Origin of the sequence: Streptomyces sp. NPDC015032 (assembly GCF_043080425.1) — a bacterium.
Taxonomy (GTDB): Bacteria; Actinomycetota; Actinomycetes; order Streptomycetales; family Streptomycetaceae; genus Streptomyces.
In genome coordinates, this window is the sequence record NZ_JBIBVN010000012.1 from 125,990 (window position 1) to 145,456 (window position 19,467).

Consider the following 19,467-nt stretch of genomic DNA (forward strand, 5'->3'; position numbering starts at 1 on the left):
CCTAGGGGGCAAGTTGACCAATGGCACTTACCGAGACGAAAGACACGGAGATACGGGGAAGGCGCTACGGTGATCCGTCCCCGGCGCCCGGCGGTGTGTGCGGCCGGCTGCCCGGCCGAGGGCGCGACCGGGGCCAGTCCGCGATCGAGTTCCTGGGCGTCACACCGCTGATCATCCTGTTGTGTGTCGCGCTCTGGCAGTGCGCGCTGATCGGCTACACGTTCTCGTTGGCGGGGAACTCGGCGGACGAGGCCGCGCACACGGGGGCCATCTCGGAGGGCTCGCGGGGGCAAGCCTGCCGGGACGCGGCGGAGAAGAACCTGCCGAAGGTGTGGCGGGAGGGGATGAAGCGGACGAAGTGCGATGACTCGTCCGGGCTGTACAAGGCCACGGTGAAGCTACGAGTGCCGGTCCTGGTGCCCGGAGTCTTCAACCTGCCGATGACCATCGAGGGCAACGCCGCGTCGCCGCTGGAGGCCGAGCGATGAGCATGCGCACGCACACACCGGGCCGGAGGACCGCCGCGTCCCGCCGTGACCGCGGGCAGGTCGCCATCGAGTACATGGGCTTCATCCCGCTGATGCTTCTGGTGGGTCTCTTCGCGATCCAGCTGGGGGTCGCCGCGTACGCCGCCGGCCAGGCGGGCACCGGCGCCCGCACAGCGGCGCGTTCCGCCAGCCAGGACGAGCCGCGCGGGGATTCCGAGCGTGCGGGGCGCGAGGCGATGAGTGACTGGCTCGGCAGCTACAAGAACGCGAAGTTCAGTCGCCACGACGGATCCGGCAAAGTGCAGTACACCACTCGCGTGAGGATCCCCTCCGTTGTGCCCGGTATCGCCGACTGGGGTTGGGCGAAGCGCAGTTCCACCATGCCGCGAGGGTGAGCGGGGCCCGCACCGCACGACCGGAGCACCACCAGCAAGCCTGAGCGAGGAGTTACGGAATGAGTCTGCGGGCACGCATGACCGCCCCCGAGAAGAACGGCGGCGCGCGGGAGGACAGCCACATGGTGGCCACCTACCGCGCCAAGCTGCTCGAAGAGATCGACCTGGCGGAGATGTCTTCGCTCGCCGCCGCAGACCGGCGAGCCCGGCTGGAGCGCGTACTCAGCCACATCATCAGCCGTGAGGGCCCGGTCCTCTCGACGGTCGAACGCACCCAGCTGATCCGCCGGGTCGTCGACGAGGCCCTCGGTCTCGGCATCCTGGAACCGCTCCTCGAAGACGCGTCCATCACCGAGATCATGGTGAACGGGCCGGACCAGATCTTCGTCGAGCGCAGCGGCAAGGTCGAGCAGCTGCCGATGCGCTTCAGCTCGCACGAGCAACTGATGCAGACCATCGAACGCATCGTGTCGACGGTCAACCGTCGTGTGGACGAACAAAACCCCATGGTTGACGCGCGTCTACCCAGCGGTGAGCGTGTCAACGTGATCATCCCGCCGCTGTCGCTGACCGGTGCCACGCTCACCATCCGGCGGTTCCCGAGGGCCTTCACGCTCCAGGAAATGATCAACGTCGGCTCGCTCGACGAGCAGATGCTGATCCTGCTGTCCGGACTCGTCCAGGCCAAGCTGAACGTCATCGTGTCCGGGGCCACCGGTACCGGAAAGACGACGCTCCTCAACGCGCTCTCCGGCCTCATTCCCAACAGCGAGCGCATCGTCACCATCGAGGACTCCGCCGAGCTCCAGCTCCAGCAGAGCCATGTCATCCGGCTGGAGTCCCGGCCGGCGAACGTCGAGGGAAAGGGCCAGATCACCATTCGTGACCTGGTCCGCAACTCCCTGCGTATGCGACCCGACCGCATCGTCGTCGGTGAGGTCCGTGGCGGCGAATCGCTCGACATGCTCCAGGCCATGTCGACCGGTCACGACGGCTCGCTCGCCACCGTCCACGCCAACAACGCCGAGGACGCGCTCATGCGTCTGCAGACCCTGGCCTCGATGTCCGAGATCAAGATCCCGTTCGAGGCCCTGCACGACCAGATCAACAGCGCCGTCGATGTCATCGTCCAGCTCACCCGGCACGCCGACGGCTCCCGCAAGATCACCGAGATCGCCGTTCTCGACTCGCACGGCAGGGACCCCTACCGCATCGTGTCCGTCGCCCGGTTCGACGCCCAGCCCATGGACGCCGAAGGACGGATCCACGGCGAGTTCACGTACCTCCCGATCCCGCGCAAGATCGCCGAGCGCCTCTACATGGCCAGCCAGCCCGTCCCGCAGGCCTTCGGGGTCGCCGAATCCGCCGAACAGCTCGCCACCCGAGAGGCCAACTAGGTACCGTGCCATGACGAATCTCCCTCTTCTCACGATCGGTGTGACGCTGCTCGCCGGCGTCACGGGCGTCGCGGGCCTGCACGCCTACTCCGGCGGCAAGGCCGACCGGGACGCCATGGTGGACCGCCTGTCGTACACCGGTCACGTCCCCGAGACCGGGCGGCACCGCCGGTTCCGCGGCCTCGACACCAGGCTGCGCAAGACCGGCCTCGGCCGGAAGCTCGAACTGAAGCTGGCCGCCACCGGCCTCGACATCACCCCGGGCGAGTTCTTCGTCTGCGCGCTCGTCGCGATGGCCGGGCTCTGGATGATCGCCTCGTCGATGCTCGCGAGTTTCTTCGGCCCGGTCGCCGCCCTGATCGGCCTCTGGGGCACCAACGCCTTCCTGAACTGGGAGCGGACCAAGCGCACCGAACGCTTCATCAACCAGCTCCCCGAACTCGCCCGCATCCTCGCCAACGCCACCCAGGCCGGCCTCGCGCTGCGTACCTCCATCAGCATGGCGGCCGACGAGATGGAGGACCCGGCGGGCGAGGAACTGTCCAGGGTCTCCCGGCGCCTCGCCGTCGGCGAACCTCTCGACGACGCGCTGAGCGAGCTGACCGACCGGCTCCCCTCCCGCGAACTCGTCGTCCTCGTCACCACCCTCGTCCTGTCCAACCGGGCCGGCGGTACGGTCGTCAGCTCCCTGCGCAACCTCACCGAGACACTGGAAGAGCGCAAGGAGACCCGGCGCGAAGTCAAGACCCAGCTGTCCCAGGTCACCGTCACCGCCTACGCCGTCCCCATCTTCGGCCTGGGCGCCATGCTCCTGATGAACGCCGTCATGCCCGGTGCCCTCGACCGCATGACCGGCGCCTTCATCGGCCAGGTCGCGGTGGTCATCGCCATCACCCTCTACGCGATCGGATTCATCGTGATCCGTCGTCTGTCCCGGATCGACGTCTGATGGGCGGGGCACACATGGACCTGTTGCTCGCGGGAGGCATGGCTCTGGCCGTGTACGGCATCATCGCCGGCATCCGCATGTACCGGGCAGACGCGAAGCTTCCCGGCGACCTCGCCATCGCCCTGGAGGTCGGTTCCACCCGCACCAGCGCGGTCGGTTCCGGCATCGACCGGCTGGGCATGCGCTGGGCCCCCGCGGTCCTGCGGATGATGGGCCCGAAAGCCGTCAACAAGAAGCGCCACCAGATCGACATGGCGGGTAACCCCGGCGGTCTGACCCTCGACCGCTACGCTGCCCGCCGCGCCGTCTACGGCGGCCTCGGCGCGCTCGGCGCGTTCACGATGATCATGCGCGGGCAGATCTTCCTCTCCCTGGTGCTGGTCGCCTTCGGCCTGTTCTGGGTCGAGGTCGGGCTCTGGTCGGCGGTCCGAGTCCGCCGCGACCACATCGACCGGACGCTCCCGGACTTCCTCGACGTCCTCGCCGTCGTCGTGTCGGCCGGCCTCGGCTTCCGTCAGGCGCTGGGCCGCGTCGCCGAGAAGTACGAAGGCCCATGGGCCGACGAACTCCGCATCACCCTCCGCCAGATGGATATGGGCGTCAGTCGCCGCGAGGCGTTCGAGCAGCTGCGCAAGCGCAATGACTCGGAGCAGGTGGCGATGTTCGTGACCACGCTGCAACAGGGTGAGGAGCTCGGTGCACCGATCGTCGAGACGCTGATCCAGATCGCCAACGACATGCGGCGCACCGACGCCCAGAACGCCCGCCGGAAGGCGGCCAGGGCGGTTCCCAAGGCGACCTTCGCCGTCACCACGTTCCTTCTCCCCGGAACCCTGGTGCTGCTGACCGTCGGCTTCGTCTACGGGGCCGACGTCGACTTGAGCTTCCTCACGGGCTGATGACGTGAACGACGCGGACGGCGGGCAGGACGGGCAGAAGGAGGTGACAGGCTCATGTCTTTCCAACTCGGTGGCATCCAGACCGGACTGAACACGGACGTGCGCCGGGCCATCGCCGATCCCGGATCGCGCCCGGCGTTCGCGATCCAGCTCAACGCCCTTCAGGCAATGTGCCGACAGGTCTTCGGCTTCCGGCTCGCGATGATCGCCATGGCCACCCCGTCCGCGATCGGCCACACCGCGTCGGGCCCGGCCACCTGGCTGATCGGCTCGGCCATCCTCGTCACATTCATGGGCTCGTACGTCCTGTTCCGCGACTGGGAACGCTTCGGCCCCGTACTCCTGCGCCATCCCTGGCTGCTCGGCATAGACGCCTTCTTCGGCGCCCTGCTGCTGATCACAGCGAGCCCCGAGTCCACCCTCGCCTATGTCACCGTCTGCACCCCGCTGCTGGCCGGACTGGTCTACGGCTGGCGCGGTGCGGCGGTCTTCGCCGCCCTCCAGATCGTCATCGTTCTCGGGGTGTACGGCACCGACCCGAAACTGCAGCCCGCCGACGCCACAGCGTTCCTGCTCCCCGGCTTCTGCGTGATCGCGGGAGCCGTCGGTGTCACCCTGCGCAATCTGCTCCTCCGCTTCGGAACGGCCAGCCAGGCCCTCACCGAGACCAGGGCCCGCCTCGCCGTGAGCGAGGCCGTGGAGGGTGAACGCACCCGGCTCGCCCGGGAGATGCACGACTCGGTCGCCAAGACCCTGCACGGCCTGGCTCTGGCCGCCGACGGCCTGGCCGGCTCGTCCGACCGCATGGACCCGCTCGCCGTGAAGCACCAGGCCGAACTGGTTGCCAGAGCCGCCCGTCGCGCCGCGGCGGAATCCCGCGAACTCCTGTCCGACCTGCGGCGCGAGTCCGGTCTCGACGGCGGCGTGGACGTCGTACGCGAACTCCGGGCCCGAGCCGCGGACTTCACTCGGCGGCAGGGCCTCACGGCCACCTTCCGACTCCTCGACGAGGCACCGATACCGCACCTCCCGCAGGCCGTCGCGCGTCAGCTGCTCACCATCGCCTCCGAAGCGATGGAGAACGCCCACCGCCACGCACAACCCACCTACCTCGTTGTGCTCGCAGGGGTGAACGGTGATGTCCTTCGCGTCAGCGTGTACGACGACGGACGAGGTCTGCCCGCAGGAATCACCCTGGACGACCTTCGCCACGCCGGGCACTTCGGCCTGGTGGGCATGGTCGAACGCGCCGCATCCATCGGCGCCCGCATCCGTATCGGGAAGGGCCAGGCAGCCAAGGGCACCGAAGTACGCCTGGAACTCCCGATCGCCGCTCTCGATGTCCCCGCAATGGGACAGCAACTCAGCTGAACAGCAACCGAACCGAACAGTTCCTAATCCACCCTCACCCCCCATGACACCCTGAGAGGAGGTCGCAGATGCCGGATGACATCTCCCGCGCGTCGGGCCAGGACCGGGCAGCGCAGAACCACGCCTTCCCGCACACATCCCCGCACGTCACTCCGCTCGACCCGGAGCCCAGCTCGTATCCGCTCACCACCCCCGTCCCCCAGCAGTCCGCGGCATCCGAGTCCATGCCTCCCTTCCCCGCGCCGCCCATGCCCGTGCCCGGAGCTCTGCGGGTCGTCGTCGCCGACGACAATCCGGTGGTCCGGGCCGGCCTGGGCGTCCTGCTCTCCGGCCGCGACGACATCGAGGTCGTCGCGGAGGCCGCGGACGGCCGCCAGGCCTACGACATGGCCGTACTGCACCGCCCGGACGTCGTCCTGCTCGATGTGCGTATGCCCGGTGTCGACGGCATCTCCGCACTGCCTCACCTCGTACGGGTCGCGCCGGTCATGATGCTGACGTACAGCCGCGAGAGCGAAATCGTCCATGAGGCCCTGCGCCTCGGCGCCGGCGGCTATCTGGTCCACGGCGAATTCACAGCCGACCAGCTGGTGCAGGCCGTACGCGACACGAGGGACGGCCGTGCCCACTTCACGGCCACCGCGGCCAACGCCCTGCTGGCCCATATGCGTCAGGGCCCCGGACCACAGGGGCGGACCCTCCCGGAGGGGCTCGGCGCGGCCCTGACCACGGACGTTCCCTACCAGGGGGCCGGCTATGACGGCCACAGTCGCGATTTCGTTCAGCAACACGGTGCGCCCGCACCTACACCTCAACCTGAGCCGACCCCACCTGCGGCGCGACCGGTCCGACCCGCGCAGGGTCTTTCGCATCTGCAACCGGTTGTGGCACAGTCTTCCATGACCGGGGGGCCGGGCACGGCTCTCAACAGGCTTCAGTTCGGGCTGAGTTCACGGGAGGTGGAGGTCATGGAGCTGATCGCGTCCGGCATGAGCAATCAGCAGATCGCCGCCACCTGCTTCATCAGTGAGAAGACGGTCAAGAACCACATCAACCGCATCTTCACCAAGCTGCACAGTGCCAGCCGCAGCGAGGCCATCGCCCGCTGGCTCGGTACGGCCCCCTCGGCGGGGCCGGGGGCGCGCGGAGTCGGTGGTCACCGTGGCTGAGCGGGAGAACGGGGCCACGGCGAGGCAGATGGGGCGTGGGGCCCCGCACCGCCTGTACGTCTCCGTGTCACAGGCCCAACTGACGCTTTGGGCCCGGGAATGGGTCCTGGGGCCCTCCGGCGAGCAGGGTGCGCCGCCCTATGTTTCTCATGTCGCCAGCGGCACCGGCCAGGAGGAAGCCGGTACCGCGGGCGACGCCAAGGAAACGTGCGAGTCGGCCGGCTACCGGTCGGCCGAATCCGGAGGGGAACACCATGTCGGACATCACCCTGAAGACCGCTGTTCGCATCAATGGCTGGGCCAACACCGCCGTGAGCCGCATGCAGAAGCGCTACGAGAACATGGACCGCGGCCAGACGGCGTTCGAGTACCTGGGCATCATCCTGGTGGTCGTGGCGATCATCGGTGCGATCGTGGCCACGGGTATCGGCAGCGCGATCAGCGAGAAGATCAAGGGCTTGGTGGGCACCATCGCGACCAAGTAATGCGGCGTCGCACTCGTACCGATGCAGGGCAGGCCTTCCCCATCTACGTAGCGATGGTGGCGGGCCTGCTCTTCCTCGCGTTCGCATTCTTTGCCGTCGGCAAGGCCTCGGCCTTGCGCAATGGAGCCCAGGGGGCCGCGGATGCCGCGGCCCTGGCTGCCGCCCAGCAGACTCGTGAGCAGTTCGGGGCACCGTTCTACGCCTCGCTGCCCGGGAAGATGCTGGACCCTTTCCTCAATGCCCACCCGGTTCGCGGCTGCCCTGCGGCTTATGGGCTCGCCTCGGCGAATCGGGCAACAGTCAAGGTCTGTCGCCCGATTCCTGGTGGTCAGCGAGACCGGATCAGGGTTGAGGTCAAGGGGCACGATTCGGTGGACTCGCCGGTCGTTCGCGATACGGAGAAAGTGGTCGGCAAGGCCAAGGCCACCGCTGTCATCGAGTTTCGCTGCCCCGACTGGGAGTCCGTGGACTACAACGACGACGGCGTCCAGGACATGTACTTCTTCACCTGCAGGGGCGGCGAGGTGCTCGAAATCGAGCCGAGCAATCCTCCGCCCTGGTCCGAGGTGAGCAAGACTCTCTACGACGTGCACCTGGTCGACAACTGACGGCGAACGACGAGTAAAGGAATCAGAACCCATGAGCATTCGGTGCTCCACCAAGTCCCGAAGGGCAGTGGCTGCCGTCTCCCTGGCAGCGGCCCTGGCCCTGGCCGTCACGGGCTGCGGCACTGACGGTGGTGGCGAGAAGACGAACGACGCTGGTTCGTCGCCGTCCTCCGAGCCGTCCAAGCCTTCCGACGGGGACAAGGCGGCGAAGCAGGAGGACACCGCTGCCGGGGACAACGTGGACCCGAATGTGAAGCTCGCCGAGATCAAGGGAAGCGGACTGACTCTCGTGATCAATCAGGTGAAGCGTGACTCCGGAGGATTCGTCACGATTCAGGGCGAGATCAAGAACGTGAGCGACCGGGCACAGAACTCCGGTTCATGGGCCGGTCCGGAGACTGCGGTTGCTACGAAGAACCCGAACTCCGTGGCCGGCGCGACGCTGGTGGACAAGGTAGGAAAGAAGCGCTACTACGTGCTCCGGGACACGGAGAGCCGTTGCCTCTGCACCACCAACATCCTCCCGGTGTCGCCGGGGGAGTCGACCCCGATCTTCATGCAGTTCCCGGCGCCTCCGAGCACGACGACGGAGGTCGACTTCACCCTGCCGACGTTTGCCACGACTTCCCTGAAGATTTCAGGGTGACGGCTGACATGAACAACAACCGAACCAGGTTGAAGCCGATCGGCGCCGCCGGACTCTCCGTGGCGTCGGTCATGGTCGTGGCCACTGCCACCCTGTTCGGAGCCTCGTCGGCGCTCGCCGACGACGGCCCGAGCGTGCCGCCCGGCACCGAGGCGACGTCGGTGCCTCCGGTGAAGCTCGACCCCGACGACCCCGATCTGAAGATGCCCGAGGGCGGCACGCTCGCCCCCGCCAAGGTCCTCGACATCATCCAGGTTGTCGAGGACATGGGCGGCGAAGAGCGTCGCGAGGACAGCAACGCGAACATCAAGTTCGCGCTCCAGGCCGAGGTCCTCTTCGGCAAGGACAGCGCCAAGCTGAGTTCCGCCGCCAACTCGCGTATCGCGGCCATCGCCGCCGAGATCAAGAAGCAGAACGCCACCAAGGTGCGCGTCTTCGGCTTCACCGACAACCTCGGCTCCTCGGCCCACGGCGATGTGCTGTCCAAGCAGCGCGCCAACGCCGTGCAGTCGGTGCTGGTCAAGGAGCTGGGGTCGAACGTCACCTTCGACATCCGTGGTTACGGCGAGCAGTACCCGATCGCCGACAACAGCAGCGAGGACGGCCGCAAGAAGAACCGCCGCGTGGAGGTCTCCTTCCCGCGTGGCGGCGCTTCCTGAGGTCACCCGCGCCTGCCACAGGGGCCCGGCACCGCGAGCGCTTCGCGGTGCCGGGCCCCTGTTGTTGCTACAGCAGATGGTCGGCCTTGCCGGCCTTGATGTCGCGGATGAGTTGCTGGAGTGCTTCGCGGCTGTCGGTGAGGCAGTGCTCCTCCGCGCCGGTGACAGCTATGTAGCTGCGGCCCTGTTCGTCGGTTCCGATTGCTGGAATCCACTTCCAGATCTGCGATATTTCTATACTTCAGACCTAGGTTCCAGAATGGGTTAATGTGAGCAAAAGGTTCATGGCTAGATTTTTGCAGGCTCCGGAGGTCTCGCCCGAAGATTGGGTATCGCAACCGGAGGCGGCGAAACTTCTCAATGTCTCAGTGGCGCGAATCGGGATGCTTATAGCCAGGGATAGGCTCTCTCCTGCCTGTAGTTCAGAGGGTGCCGAAGGAGTGACTCGTGAGAGCGTCATTCAAGAAGTTGATTGGCGCAAGTCCGCAACAATTCTCAGCAAGGCGGGGCGCGTTCTGAAGGATTTAGTCAAGTTCCTTTGAGGGGTAATTGGTAGCAAAGCAGAGACGGCATGGTGGTGGCCTCGCCCGAGCCGTTGCCGCGTCATCTGCACTTACTGGCTATCCCATTCTGTACAGAGATTCCGTGCGGGTCCAATCACACCGAGAGCCGAGGCGCGCGCGGGAAACTGAAGCATCTTCTTCCGGAGCCAGCAGTCCTGTAAGGGACCTGGGTTACTGAGCCTTTTTCAACCTGCCCCTTGGGCATGGTGGTTGGAGGTATGGGTGGTGTACGGGCGTGGAGAAGCTCCTGGTAGACGGGTGCGTGTCGAGTTCAAGCCGTCCTGCCAGGAGCTTCCGCGTGCTTGTCCACCCAGTCGGCGCCGATCTGTCCGCCGCGCTGTACCAGTCGCGGCCCGAGGCGACGATCAGGCAGGTCGCTGCCGATCTGGGGTCAACCGGGAGACCCTGCGCAACTGGGTCCGGGGCCGCCGGACCGAGACGCCGACGGAGCCTCCCACGCCGTTGGAGGAGGAGAACGCCGCCCTGCGCCGGAAGGTCCGTGAGCTGGAGATTAACGCGAGATCCGACGCAAAGCGGCCGAGTATTTCGCCGGGGATTTTTTCCTGAACACGAAAGGAAGCTGAATGTAGGGCAGCTGCCAAAAGTGATGCTGTGTGGAAGATGAAGCTTTTGTGGCCCTTCGAAGCCGCCCTGCGGGGGGAAGCTTCAAGCCGCGTGTGTCACGAACGCAGAGGGGAGCTCAAATAGGAGGAGCTTCTTGATGCGGTGCTGTGCGTGAGATGAAGGACTCGGCCCTTCGAAGCCGTCCTGCGGGGGAAACTTCAATCGCCGACGGGGCGAAGAAGCTGGGCAGCCCCTCAACCCGTTCGACTAGTAGCAAGGCCCGGGGCAAGATTCCCAAGCCCACAGCGCGAGTTCGATTCTCGTCACCCGCTCCAATAAAAAAAGCCCAGCTCAGGGGACGAACCCCCAAGCTGGGCTTCTGTGTTGTCTAAGGGCTGTCAGAGTTGACAGATAAAGCCCGCAAGGTGGACGCCCGCCTTCCCGGAATGGACCTCTAGGGCTGGAGGCACTCGACAATGAGAGGAGAGGCCACCACCAGCCTTGATGGGCGGCTAGAACCCATATCCAGGAAGATTCGATTGGTGCAGTCGAAAGTCGCCACCACCTGAGCGTAGCCGGACAGCCTCGGGAAACTAAGACTCTGCTGCTCGACCCGTTCAGCCATTTTGATTACACCTTCACGGAAACCTGGCATGCCAGCCAAAAGAGTCTCGTTATCCTCTGCCGCCACTGCTTGAATCATAGCAATCAGGCTGTCGTGAGCGGAGTCTAGCTCTTGCACTTCCACCCCTGCTCGAACTCCGGGGGGAGTGGTTAGGTTACTTGGATTCCCGTAGAGTAGGAGCGCCACCTCGTCGGTGGATTGAGGGTGAGGGCCGAAGAAGAGCATTCGGAAATCGTCGGCCCACACGAGGGCTTGGGCTAGCCTTGTATCAAACCGAATCCAGGCACCATCGGATACTCTCGGATTCTCATACTGCAGTGCGATCTTTTTGAGATGCTTCAGAACCTTTCTTGCCTCTTTGAGGACGGTCTCTGGGGTACTGTCCTCAGCGTCAGCGGACCCTGCGGTTGCGGACAGTGTCGCAATGCTCGCTACCGACACCTCGGCGCTCACATCCTTCAGAGATAAGCGAGATTTCTTACCCCAAGGGAACTGCTGCAACTTACTCCTGGAAAGGTAAACCACTTGGCGCACGCGTTTTCTCCACCCCTGTAGTGCCAGTGATATAGGACCATCTCAGTGAGACGAGCGGTCGGCTTGACCCACTTCTTGAAACATGCCTAAGGGGCATCCGCCAGACGGCCCATTCGTCACCAAGCCGGGGTGCCAGTAAGTGTGATTCGGTAAATACCCTACGGGGAAGCTGCGGCCGCCTGACGCCTGGCAGCGCGTGTCGCCGCCATACGCGCCCGCTGTGCCGGTTGGACATAAATAATGAACACGGCCTCATTTATCAACTCGGCAACGTCCGCTATCTCCTCTGCGGAATACGCTAACCCATCATGGACTGCATCATTCCCAACCACTCTCGCCTCATGGAAAGCGTCCACGATATTCTGTGAGACACCTAGCGCAGCCAGAGAGGTTATCCGATTATAAAGGTTGCTTCCAGTGGCACCTTGATCTTTAGCTATTTGCTCCACGACTGACCGATATCCGACACCTGCCAGCCGGTAAGCCCCTACCGACTCAGTCAAGGCCGCTTCGCCAAATATCTCGCGCACCAATGACGGCGCATCCGAAGAGATCTGACGTGGTTGCGGCTCCACCTTTGGATACACTCGCCTAATTTCGACACTCTCGTAATGCGTGACGGAGCCTTTTTCCATCGGATCTATCACAGTCCACAAGAATAGACAGTTGGCAGAGCAGTAATCACAGGAAAGCTTGATGCTGAATAGCGTGAGGCTCTGCTTTATACCATCAGCGAATTTTCGACTCAGACCTTGGAGCTCTCGACGATCCACCACCTGCATTGATGTATTCATTGCACAGTGAGGGCAGCGCAAATAGACCTGCCGCTTAACACCAAACCCGACGTGCCTTTCGGTCACGGGTTCTACCTCTGAGAGCTGATCAGATAATTCAAGCACAGTTGGACAGTAGCTCATTCTCTCTCTGCCCGTCATGTGATTTCAACACATCCCAGCCGGCTACTGAACTTGATTGGGTGATGTCGGGCCGTTCGCCTGACATCGGCTGAGTCGGGTCGGTAGCTGTGGGGTGTGAGATACGTGCAGGGCGGCGGTTTGACCGATGCCAAGAGGGCGGCAAGAGAGCGGATCCGGCTGGAAGCGGTCGGTCGCTTCGAGAGCGGCGCGAAGAACCGGGAGATCGCGGCCGCGCTGCGGGTGAGCGAGCGGTCGGTGGAGCGCTGGCGCCGTCAGTGGCGTGAGCGGGGTGAAGAGGGTGTCCGGTCGAAGGGATCGCCAGGGGGTCCGAGGCTTTCGATAGACCAAATTGCCAAATTGGAGCGGGAGTGGGAGCGCGGCCCGCTCGCTCATGGCTGGGCTGACCAGCGGTGGACACTGGCCCGGGTGAAGACTCTGATCGGGCGGTTGTTCCACGTCGGCTACACGGTGGAGGGGACATGGCGGCTGCTTAAGCGCCATGGCTGGTCGTGGCAGCAGCCGGCCCGCCGGGCGATCGAACGTGATGACGGAGCTGTGGAGTTGTGGAAGAAGGAGGTGTGGCCGCGGGTAAAAGTACGGCGGCGGCCCGCGGGGCCTGGATCGTCTGTGAGGACGAGGCAAGCCAGTCGCTGAGGCCGCCACGTGCGAGGTCCTGGGGCCGCATCGGCCAGACGCCGGTAGTCCGCGTCCGGGGCAGGGGTTCCGGACGGGTTTCGATGGCGGGAATGGTCTGCTTCCGACGCGGAGACCGGTCGAGGCTGATCTACAGCTTTCGCGTCCACCGGGGCCGCAAGGGCGAACCCAAGGGATTCACCTGGCAGGACCGCGGCCTCATCGTGCGGGCGCACAACCAGCTCAAAGGCCCCATCGTCCTGGTCTGGGACAGCCTGCGCACCCATCTCATGCCGCAGATGAAGGACTTCATTGCTGCGAACGAGGACTGGCTGACCGTCTTCCATTTCCCGTCCTACGCACCCGACCTCAACCCGCAGGAAGGCATCTGGTCCCTGGTGAAACGGGCGATCGGTAACCTCGCCGCCGCGAACCTCGACCAGCTCGCCGCCGCCGTGAAGCGGAGCCTCAAGAAGACCCAGTACCGACCGCACCTCATCGACGGCTGCCTCATAGGCACCGGCCTGACCTTGACCAGCTGACACGATCAGGCCGACATCACACATTCAAGTTCAGTAGCGAGGGAAAGACATGCACACGACCATCAGCCCGTTCACGCTCGCGTACTGGAAGGAGAAACAGCCCCACGGGCGCACGAAGTTCGGCTGGCAAGGTACCTCTCCGGAGTTCGGCGATATCCGGGTGGTGTACCCGGCGGGCCGCGACGTGCCGAACCTGATCGTGACGGACGTGCGCGGCGGTCTGATCCCCACGGCCACGTTCGAGACGCGCGGCGCGCACACGGACGTCGTGTCGATGCCGACCCTTAACCGCGCGACGCTCCAGGTGGGTGACGGGCTCGTGCGGATGAGCCGGAACCGGTGGGCGCCGACGCACCGGGGGCGCTCCCTGGACATGACGTATCTGGGTGACGCGTACAAGCTCACGGCGATCAACCGCCGGGCGTACAAGCTGTCCCGGCAGCCCGACGCCGAAGACGCCGGTGTCATCATCACGGTGCGGCAGACGGGCCTCGGAAGCGGCAGGAAAGTAACCGTTCAGGCGGCGGGCCGGGTCCTGCCCGCCGACGTCTCCCTTGCGGCTCTCTTCTCCGGAGTCGACCGGTCCGTGCTCACGCGGCGCGGCGCCGTACGGGTGGGCTTCTCAAGGATCTTCAACTTCTGGGCCGAATCCCAGTCCTGAGCAACTACCAGGTGAGTGTGTATGCCTTCGTTCGATATCTCCTGGTCTCGCTTCCGGCTGGCCGACGAGCATGTGATCGCGCTCTCCGAGATGGCGCCTGACCTCGGCCTGGCAGGCTCGCCACGAGGGCCAGGACGGTGTGGAGACACGCGGCTTCGCCGTCTGGGACTGCGGCCCCCTCGGCTACTGGCTGCGTGAGCTGTCCGCCGAGCCTGTGCCAGCGGAGCGGATCACCCCGGCGAGTACCTCCAGGCCTGCCCGCGTGGACGCCAAGACGATCTGGACGCGGATCACCGGCCTCCTGCCCGACAAGGGCGAGCTCCGGCACGCGGCGGCACGCCCGGCCGCGCCGAGGCCGGTTTGATCGTTAACCTGTGTGGTGAGGTGGAGCAGTCGCATCTTCCGTGCCTTCAGAGCTGCTGGGGCCCGGCACTGCGAGCGCTTCGCGGTGCCGGGCCCCTGTTGTTGCTACAGCAGGTGGTCGGCCTTGTCGGCCTTGATATCGCGGATGAGTTGCTGGAGTGCTTCTCGGTTGTCGGTGAGGTAACGATCCTCCTGGCCGTGGACGGCGATGAAGCCACTGCCCTCCGCGTCTGTGCCGAGTCTGAAGCAGTTGTTTCCTTCGCCGCAGTAAGGGTCTTCCCAGTTGATCTCAGACATGCTGAACTCCCTCAAAGTTGGTGTGAGAGATAACCGGCAGTAAGAGGCTCGTGGAACTCGTCGCCGCCGTCCAGAAGGGTACGATCACGGTGTCGATGCCGGCCCTTGACCGCGCGACGCTCCGGGTGGGCGACGGCCTCGTGCGGATGAGCCGGAACCGGTGGGCGCCGACGCATCGGGGGCGCTCCCTGGACATGACGTTTCTGGGCGACGCGTACAAGCTGTCCGGCTCAAGCGTCTGCAGTGCCGGCCCGACGCCCTCGACGACTTCATAGCCGGTACCGGCTTGGCCATCGACACCCCAACGTCTTCCTAACCAGTCGAAGTCGGCGGTGGAAGGCAGCTCTTCGAGGGGGGCTTTCCCTCGGGCCAAGCGGCGCTGACGAATTTGGGTTGCCGACTGACGAAGTCGAGCTCGACCACGGGAACTACCTTGTTGTAGGGGGTGCCGAACTGGCCGAGGCAAATCCAGCCGCTGGCACCTTCCACCTTGAACGAGCCCTTCATGCGCGGCCAGATTTGGCCGACGTCCTCGAGGCCGGGCAGCACGTAGCTGGGCAGCCTCGGCTCGTACATCTCGTAACTCTGCTGGATAGCGGCGAAGGCGGTCAGGCCCGCGTCGTACGTTGCAACGAGTGTGCCGTCGGTGAGATCGTCGTTGCCCAGAGAGAGCCCGTACGCGCTCTTCGCCGTCCGGATCAGGGTTTCCAGGGGCTTTCTTGATCCGCCCGTCGGCGGAGCGGAGGGCGCCTTCCAGACATCGGGATGGAAGGCGGTGGCGTACCGCAGACGGATCTTGCCGTGGCCCCGCAGCCTCGCCCAGTCAAGCTCCGGGTCATTGGCGAGTCGGCTCGCGTCTGAGCCGCTGATGACGGTCAGGTCTTGCTTGGCGCAACTCAGGCTTCCTGTAGTGGAGTTGAGGAAGTCCCGGAGTGACTCCGCGCGGCCCGCGAAGAGGACTGTCTTGATCTCAGGCGTCTTCCGACAGACTTCGTTGGCGATTTCAGCGATCGCCTTCTCCTGCGCATTGTTTTGCTCAGAGGTATCCGAAGCCTCGTATGACTGCGCAGGGAACGGCGACGACTTCACCATCTTCTGGAATTCTTTGCGTAAACTGGTCACGTACAGGTCGCCCGGGTTGTCCTCGCTGACGAGGACGGACTGCTGCGGGTCGAGTTTTGACCAGGCGGTCAGGGCGCGCTGCTGGTCGTCGAGGTCGGCCATCACCCGGGCGACCCCGGGAGGAGCGCTGTCGCCGGTGACTGGGCTCAGGGCGGTCGAGGCGCTGACGACGGGAATGTGGCGTGCGGCGAGGTACGAGATTGCCTTCTGGTTCAGTACGTTGTTTGCGTCGAGACCGATGACCGCGCGCAGCGGGGACGAGTCCCCGGTCAGATCCTTCAGCTGCGTGGCGACCCTCGCCCAGTGGGTGCCACCGTGACCGGGGTTGGCCAGCAGAAGGCGGATCTTTGGCCCTTCTGGGAAGCTGTTGGCGTGCTGCTGCGCCAGGAGGGCACCCTCCAGCTTGTGCCGGATCCGGCGTCGTTCCTCCGGGGCGGACGCCGACATCGAGGTCATCAGGGCGATGGTGACCGAGGGAGCTTCCTCACGCAGGACCTTGTCGTTCGCGTCTCTGATCCGTTCTGAGACGTCGTCGAGACCCTTCGTGAACACGTGTCGGCCGTCGGTGACCCCGACGCACTCGCCTTCCACCGTGGTCACGCCTGTGGACGCGCACTCCTCCGTGTCATCCCGCAGGTACAGATACGTACCGCCGCCGAGTAAGCCGACAGTCAGGGACAGCGCGAGGAGCACCTGGCCCGGTCGCTGTAACCGCGCCGAACGCGGTGCGGCTTGCCACTCCCACCGCGCCCACTTTTCCCAGTCATTGGCGGGTTCCGCCACGGTTTGGGGCGGCCGGGCCTGCACCTCGGTGGCCCGCCTTAACTCCGCGTCCGTCCTGGCCGCCCGCTGCTCCTCCTCCGCGGCCCGCTGCTCCTCCTCCGCGGCCCGCTGCTCCTCCTCCGCGGCCCGCTGCTCCTCCTCCGCGGCCCGCCGCTCCTCCTCCGCCCGCCGTCGCGACTCCGCTACGGCCCACCGGTTACGGACCAGGCTGATGCTGGTGCCGCCGTTGCGCGCCCGCTGCTGTGGCTGAGGGCGATTTTTGGCGGCAAGCTCGCGCCGCACATGGCGGAAGATCGCGTCCATGCTCAACGGGTCGGGCCCGTCGGGAACTCCCTTTTCCAGGGCCCGGAGCAGCTCGCCTGTGAACGCCGTGTATTTTTCGCCGGGCGGGGCGAGGGCCTGCTTGGTCCCCGCGGCGGCGGTCATGACGTACGTTCCCTCTACCGCGACCGAGTCGGCAACATCAATGGACCCAGCGGATCCGGTCGGCCCTGCGGTCCTGGCACCCGAACCCATGTAGCCGTCCAGTGCACGGCCGCCGTAGCAGCAGTCCAGGATGACAACGCGGCGGCGGGCGGTGGCCTCGTCGACCAGCTGAGAGCGCAGCAGATCGTAGGAGACACCGCTGTAGATGCGCTCCGCGTGCGAGGAAGGCAACGCCAGATACAGATCGCCCTTGAGTGAGACCAGGCCGTGCCCGGCGAAGTAGACCAACAGGGCGTCCTCGGCCTCGGCTGCGGCGGCGCGCACGGCGTCGAGCACCGTCTCGGTCGAGCCGGGGTTGGACAGTACGGTGCAGTGCCGGGGGCTCAGCCCCCACAGGTCGGGTTCGGTGAGCAGTGTCTTCAACCGCCGCAGGTTGCCCGCCACGGCGGGCAACGGCTCCATTTTCTGGTAGCGGCTCACGCCGATGAGTACCGCGCGCGATGCGGCCGGGTCGGGGAGATCCGCCGCGGAGCTCACCCGTCATCCCCCTGTCGTTGTGCGGGCTCCGCCTCCCCTGCACCCTCCTGCAGCTGCGCCGAGGCCCTGCGCAACGTCTCCGGGGAGGCATCCCCGAGTACGACCGTCGCGGCGTTGACCGTCAGGTGGATGGGCGGGGCCGATGGCCGGGTGGAGCGCCAGGCGGCGTAGGCGGAGATCACCACGCTGAGGACCGAGCACATGACATTGATGTACTCGATGGCGCCCATGGCGCCGTTGCCTGGCTCGGCCGAGCCAGGACGCACCTCTGCCACACGCTTGACGTCCTCGTCCTGGCGCAGCCAGCGGTACAGGTCGTGCAGCGCGTCACCGTCGTTCGCCGTGGCGCTGATCCGGACCAGCATCGTCACCCCCATCACTCCGATTCCTTCCCTAGCTTATGCAGAAAGCTCTGGATAAACAGGCAGTTGAGACTCGGAAGGGCGCGGCTTGCGGTGTGGCTGTGGCTCCGGAAAGCCGCTACGACGGTCCATCCTGGCCAACCTCACCGTGGTCGCCCTCAAAGCCGCCACGGCGAACGCGTCAGGGACTTCGAGAAGGTTCACCCCAACGAACTGAAGTCAGTAACCTGTGCGGTGAGGTGGAGCAGTCGCATCTTCCGTGGCTGCAAAGCTGCTGGGGCCCGACACTGCGAGCGCTTCGCGGTGCCGGGCCCCTGTTGTTGCTACAGCAGATGGTCGGCCTTGCCGGCCTTGATGTCGCGGATCAGTTGCTGGAGCGCCTCGCGGCTGTCGGTGAGGTAGTGCTCCTCGGAACCGACGACGGAGATGTAGCTGTTACCCCGTTCGTCCGTCCCGAGGCGGTAGCAGCTGGCGCCTTCGCCGCAGAATGCTTCTTCCCACGTGACGTCCTGCATGGTGACTCCCCTCAAAGATGACGTGCGATGTCATGGATGAAATCCCGCGACTTCTGGGGCGGCAGCGCGATCCGCTCCATCCAGTCAAGGTGTGAACGATACTTCGCCAACTGGTCTTCCCCGTAAAGGAATTCGGGACCATGTGTGCTGTCCACCTGGACTGTGTCCAGCTGAGGTACGGGTCCCTCTGCGTAATTGACCGTCTGCCCCGCACCGGGGAATGCGCCCGCTTCGAAGGGGATGACACGCAGCGTGATGTGAGGGCTTTCGGAGACGGCGAGCAGGTGGTCGAGTTGAGCGCGGGCCACCGTGCGACCGCCGAACTGCATGCGAAGCGCGCCCTCGTGTATCACCCCCACGTACTCAGGTGGGGCGGATCCTTCCAGGACTTGCTGGCGTTCCACTCGATGAGCGAGCCGCAGGGCGACTTCGTGCTCCGAGAGTGCGGGGACAACCACTCGGAAGACAGCCAGGGCGTGGTCGCTGGTCTGAAGGATTCCCGGGATATGTACGGAGTGAGCGGTCCGCATCCGTAGAGCGTTGGCCTCCAACTCGGCGATGTTCAGAAGCCCTTCGGGTAGCGAGTCGCGATACGTCTTCCACCATCCCCGCCTCGCGGGCTTCGTCATCTCGGCCAGTGCCTCAACGTACGCATGGTCCTGGCATGCGCACGCGCGGGCGAGAGCGCGCAGCCGGTCCTCGCTGATAGCTCGGATGCCCTGCTCGATGTTGGAGAGCCTGGACCGGTCTACCCGGAGAAGTCCGGCAGTTGCCTCGGCGGAGATGTCGGCCGCCATTCGCATCTTCCGGAGTTCACGCCCCAGGCGCTTCTGTCGTTCGGTCGGGGACGTTCGCGATGTCATGTCAGTGCTTCCGTGACCTTGTCCGTGAAGTCTGCCGCGTGGAGGGCCTTGCGAGCCACGACGTATCGCTGCGCCACCGTGACGACGCACTCCG

22 protein-coding genes are annotated in these 19,467 nt (G+C 65.4%); 15 read left to right on the top strand and 7 right to left on the bottom strand.

Features of this window, described 5'->3' with window-relative positions:
* The first annotated feature begins 20 nt into the window (after positions 1–20).
* From ACF08M_RS19325 to ACF08M_RS19375, 11 genes are all read left to right on the top strand, one after another.
* Positions 21–488, top strand: a complete 468-nt coding sequence (locus ACF08M_RS19325) for a TadE family protein (RefSeq protein WP_392186454.1) — start codon at positions 21–23, stop codon at positions 486–488.
* Positions 485–883: a TadE/TadG family type IV pilus assembly protein gene (locus ACF08M_RS19330; protein WP_392186455.1), complete on the top strand. Its 399-nt coding sequence runs from the start codon at positions 485–487 to the stop codon at positions 881–883. Before ACF08M_RS19325 ends, ACF08M_RS19330 begins: the two co-directional genes overlap by 4 nt.
* A gap of 59 nt (positions 884–942) precedes the next feature.
* On the top strand, positions 943–2,280 hold the full coding sequence (locus ACF08M_RS19335) for a CpaF family protein (protein ID WP_392186456.1): 1,338 nt from the start codon (positions 943–945) through the stop codon (positions 2,278–2,280).
* 10 nt (positions 2,281–2,290) lie between these two features.
* Complete coding sequence (locus ACF08M_RS19340; protein WP_392186457.1) at positions 2,291–3,229, top strand: type II secretion system F family protein; 939 nt, start codon at positions 2,291–2,293, stop codon at positions 3,227–3,229.
* 14 nt (positions 3,230–3,243) lie between these two features.
* Positions 3,244–4,128, top strand: coding sequence for a DUF5936 domain-containing protein (locus ACF08M_RS19345; protein ID WP_392186458.1), 885 nt, complete (start codon positions 3,244–3,246; stop codon positions 4,126–4,128).
* Positions 4,129–4,182: 54 nt separating this feature from the next.
* Positions 4,183–5,499 carry a sensor histidine kinase gene (locus tag ACF08M_RS19350; protein WP_392186459.1) on the top strand — a complete coding sequence of 439 codons (1,317 nt, stop codon included), beginning with the start codon at positions 4,183–4,185 and terminating at the stop codon, positions 5,497–5,499.
* A gap of 68 nt (positions 5,500–5,567) precedes the next feature.
* Positions 5,568–6,668, top strand: coding sequence for a response regulator (locus ACF08M_RS19355; protein WP_392186460.1), 1,101 nt, complete (start codon positions 5,568–5,570; stop codon positions 6,666–6,668).
* Positions 6,669–6,922: 254 nt separating this feature from the next.
* On the top strand, positions 6,923–7,153 hold the full coding sequence (locus ACF08M_RS19360; RefSeq protein ID WP_392186461.1) for a hypothetical protein: 231 nt from the start codon (positions 6,923–6,925) through the stop codon (positions 7,151–7,153).
* Positions 7,153–7,761 carry a pilus assembly protein TadG-related protein gene (locus ACF08M_RS19365; protein WP_392186462.1) on the top strand — a complete coding sequence of 203 codons (609 nt, stop codon included), beginning with the start codon at positions 7,153–7,155 and terminating at the stop codon, positions 7,759–7,761. Before ACF08M_RS19360 ends, ACF08M_RS19365 begins: the two co-directional genes overlap by 1 nt.
* A 31-nt stretch (positions 7,762–7,792) precedes the next feature.
* Entirely contained in the window at positions 7,793–8,407 is a 615-nt protein-coding gene (locus ACF08M_RS19370; RefSeq protein ID WP_392186463.1) for a hypothetical protein, read from the top strand.
* Between the two features lie 8 nt (positions 8,408–8,415).
* Positions 8,416–9,066: an OmpA family protein gene (locus ACF08M_RS19375; protein WP_392186464.1), complete on the top strand. Its 651-nt coding sequence runs from the start codon at positions 8,416–8,418 to the stop codon at positions 9,064–9,066.
* A gap of 1,581 nt (positions 9,067–10,647) precedes the next feature.
* Here the strand turns inward: ACF08M_RS19375 and ACF08M_RS19380 are convergent.
* Positions 10,648–11,352, bottom strand: coding sequence for an SAVMC3_10250 family protein (locus ACF08M_RS19380; RefSeq protein ID WP_392186465.1), 705 nt, complete (start codon positions 11,350–11,352; stop codon positions 10,648–10,650).
* Between the two features lie 158 nt (positions 11,353–11,510).
* Entirely contained in the window at positions 11,511–12,251 is a 741-nt protein-coding gene (locus ACF08M_RS19385; protein ID WP_392186466.1) for a DUF4145 domain-containing protein, read from the bottom strand.
* A gap of 132 nt (positions 12,252–12,383) precedes the next feature.
* Between ACF08M_RS19385 and ACF08M_RS19390 the strand changes: the two genes are divergently transcribed.
* The 4 genes from ACF08M_RS19390 to ACF08M_RS19405 all read left to right on the top strand — a co-directional run bounded on the left by ACF08M_RS19390 (position 12,384) and on the right by ACF08M_RS19405 (position 14,469).
* Positions 12,384–12,923 (top strand): winged helix-turn-helix domain-containing protein, encoded by a 540-nt coding sequence (locus ACF08M_RS19390; protein ID WP_392186467.1) that lies wholly within the window; start codon positions 12,384–12,386, stop codon positions 12,921–12,923.
* Positions 12,920–13,444, top strand: coding sequence for a transposase (locus tag ACF08M_RS19395; protein WP_392186555.1), 525 nt, complete (start codon positions 12,920–12,922; stop codon positions 13,442–13,444). Before ACF08M_RS19390 ends, ACF08M_RS19395 begins: the two co-directional genes overlap by 4 nt.
* A gap of 49 nt (positions 13,445–13,493) precedes the next feature.
* Positions 13,494–14,105 (top strand): hypothetical protein, encoded by a 612-nt coding sequence (locus ACF08M_RS19400; RefSeq protein WP_392186468.1) that lies wholly within the window; start codon positions 13,494–13,496, stop codon positions 14,103–14,105.
* A gap of 139 nt (positions 14,106–14,244) precedes the next feature.
* Positions 14,245–14,469 (top strand): hypothetical protein, encoded by a 225-nt coding sequence (locus ACF08M_RS19405; RefSeq protein WP_392186469.1) that lies wholly within the window; start codon positions 14,245–14,247, stop codon positions 14,467–14,469.
* A gap of 104 nt (positions 14,470–14,573) precedes the next feature.
* Here the strand turns inward: ACF08M_RS19405 and ACF08M_RS19410 are convergent, their stop codons facing one another.
* From ACF08M_RS19410 to ACF08M_RS19430, 5 genes are all read right to left on the bottom strand, one after another.
* Positions 14,574–14,765 (bottom strand): hypothetical protein, encoded by a 192-nt coding sequence (locus ACF08M_RS19410; RefSeq protein WP_392186470.1) that lies wholly within the window; start codon positions 14,763–14,765, stop codon positions 14,574–14,576.
* A gap of 312 nt (positions 14,766–15,077) precedes the next feature.
* Positions 15,078–17,633, bottom strand: a complete 2,556-nt coding sequence (locus tag ACF08M_RS19415; RefSeq protein ID WP_392186471.1) for a caspase domain-containing protein — start codon at positions 17,631–17,633, stop codon at positions 15,078–15,080.
* Positions 17,630–18,010: a hypothetical protein gene (locus ACF08M_RS19420; RefSeq protein ID WP_392186472.1), complete on the bottom strand. Its 381-nt coding sequence runs from the start codon at positions 18,008–18,010 to the stop codon at positions 17,630–17,632. The genes ACF08M_RS19415 and ACF08M_RS19420 overlap by 4 nt, the downstream gene beginning before the upstream one ends.
* Positions 18,011–18,318: 308 nt before the next feature.
* Positions 18,319–18,510 (bottom strand): hypothetical protein, encoded by a 192-nt coding sequence (locus tag ACF08M_RS19425; RefSeq protein WP_392186473.1) that lies wholly within the window; start codon positions 18,508–18,510, stop codon positions 18,319–18,321.
* 11 nt (positions 18,511–18,521) lie between these two features.
* Positions 18,522–19,373 carry a helix-turn-helix domain-containing protein gene (locus ACF08M_RS19430; RefSeq protein WP_392186474.1) on the bottom strand — a complete coding sequence of 284 codons (852 nt, stop codon included), beginning with the start codon at positions 19,371–19,373 and terminating at the stop codon, positions 18,522–18,524.
* Positions 19,374–19,467: the final 94 nt, after the last annotated feature.

Excerpts from the sequence above, each read along its gene's own strand:
- ACF08M_RS19325 (WP_392186454.1), top strand. The coding sequence starts at position 21 with ATGGCACTTACCGAGACGAAAGACACGGAGATACGGGGAAGGCGCTAC.
- ACF08M_RS19330 (WP_392186455.1), top strand. The coding sequence starts at position 485 with ATGAGCATGCGCACGCACACACCGGGCCGGAGGACCGCCGCGTCCCGC.
- ACF08M_RS19335 (WP_392186456.1), top strand. The coding sequence starts at position 943 with ATGAGTCTGCGGGCACGCATGACCGCCCCCGAGAAGAACGGCGGCGCG.
- ACF08M_RS19340 (WP_392186457.1), top strand. The coding sequence starts at position 2,291 with ATGACGAATCTCCCTCTTCTCACGATCGGTGTGACGCTGCTCGCCGGC.
- ACF08M_RS19345 (WP_392186458.1), top strand. The coding sequence starts at position 3,244 with ATGGACCTGTTGCTCGCGGGAGGCATGGCTCTGGCCGTGTACGGCATC.
- ACF08M_RS19350 (WP_392186459.1), top strand. The coding sequence starts at position 4,183 with ATGTCTTTCCAACTCGGTGGCATCCAGACCGGACTGAACACGGACGTG.
- ACF08M_RS19355 (WP_392186460.1), top strand. The coding sequence starts at position 5,568 with ATGCCGGATGACATCTCCCGCGCGTCGGGCCAGGACCGGGCAGCGCAG.
- ACF08M_RS19360 (WP_392186461.1), top strand. The coding sequence starts at position 6,923 with ATGTCGGACATCACCCTGAAGACCGCTGTTCGCATCAATGGCTGGGCC.
- ACF08M_RS19365 (WP_392186462.1), top strand. The coding sequence starts at position 7,153 with ATGCGGCGTCGCACTCGTACCGATGCAGGGCAGGCCTTCCCCATCTAC.
- ACF08M_RS19370 (WP_392186463.1), top strand. The coding sequence starts at position 7,793 with ATGAGCATTCGGTGCTCCACCAAGTCCCGAAGGGCAGTGGCTGCCGTC.
- ACF08M_RS19375 (WP_392186464.1), top strand. The coding sequence starts at position 8,416 with ATGAACAACAACCGAACCAGGTTGAAGCCGATCGGCGCCGCCGGACTC.
- ACF08M_RS19400 (WP_392186468.1), top strand. The coding sequence starts at position 13,494 with ATGCACACGACCATCAGCCCGTTCACGCTCGCGTACTGGAAGGAGAAA.
- ACF08M_RS19410 (WP_392186470.1), bottom strand. The coding sequence starts at position 14,765 with ATGTCTGAGATCAACTGGGAAGACCCTTACTGCGGCGAAGGAAACAAC.
- ACF08M_RS19420 (WP_392186472.1), bottom strand. The coding sequence starts at position 18,010 with ATGGGGGTGACGATGCTGGTCCGGATCAGCGCCACGGCGAACGACGGT.
- ACF08M_RS19425 (WP_392186473.1), bottom strand. The coding sequence starts at position 18,510 with ATGCAGGACGTCACGTGGGAAGAAGCATTCTGCGGCGAAGGCGCCAGC.
- ACF08M_RS19430 (WP_392186474.1), bottom strand. The coding sequence starts at position 19,373 with ATGACATCGCGAACGTCCCCGACCGAACGACAGAAGCGCCTGGGGCGT.